Here is a 230-nt window from a genome sequence, read left to right as displayed (position 1 = left end):
TCGCCGTTTCCAGCGACTTCACTTCCGCCGAACCGATCGCGCCGGTGAGCGCGGTGGGGGTGGACGCGATCGAGGTGTTCTGGGTCGACAGGTCGACGTGGTCGATGTCGATGGTCGCCGTAGCGTCGGCGTTGGCGATCGACTTGACGTCGGCCGAGTTGACGGCGGTGTCGGAGATCAGGTTCACGCCGTCGAAGGTGGCGTTGTTGGCGATGGTGTCGATCTGCTTG

General features: G+C 64.3%; 1 pseudogene. It reads right to left on the bottom strand.

Annotated elements, in window-relative coordinates:
* Positions 1 to 230, bottom strand: a pseudogene (locus ASE02_RS22540) (flagellin); the annotation flags it as partial.

Origin of the sequence: Phenylobacterium sp. Root700, assembly GCF_001429025.1 — a bacterium.
Taxonomy (GTDB): domain Bacteria; phylum Pseudomonadota; class Alphaproteobacteria; order Caulobacterales; family Caulobacteraceae; genus Phenylobacterium.
This window is presented reverse-complemented; position numbering and strand designations above follow the sequence as displayed.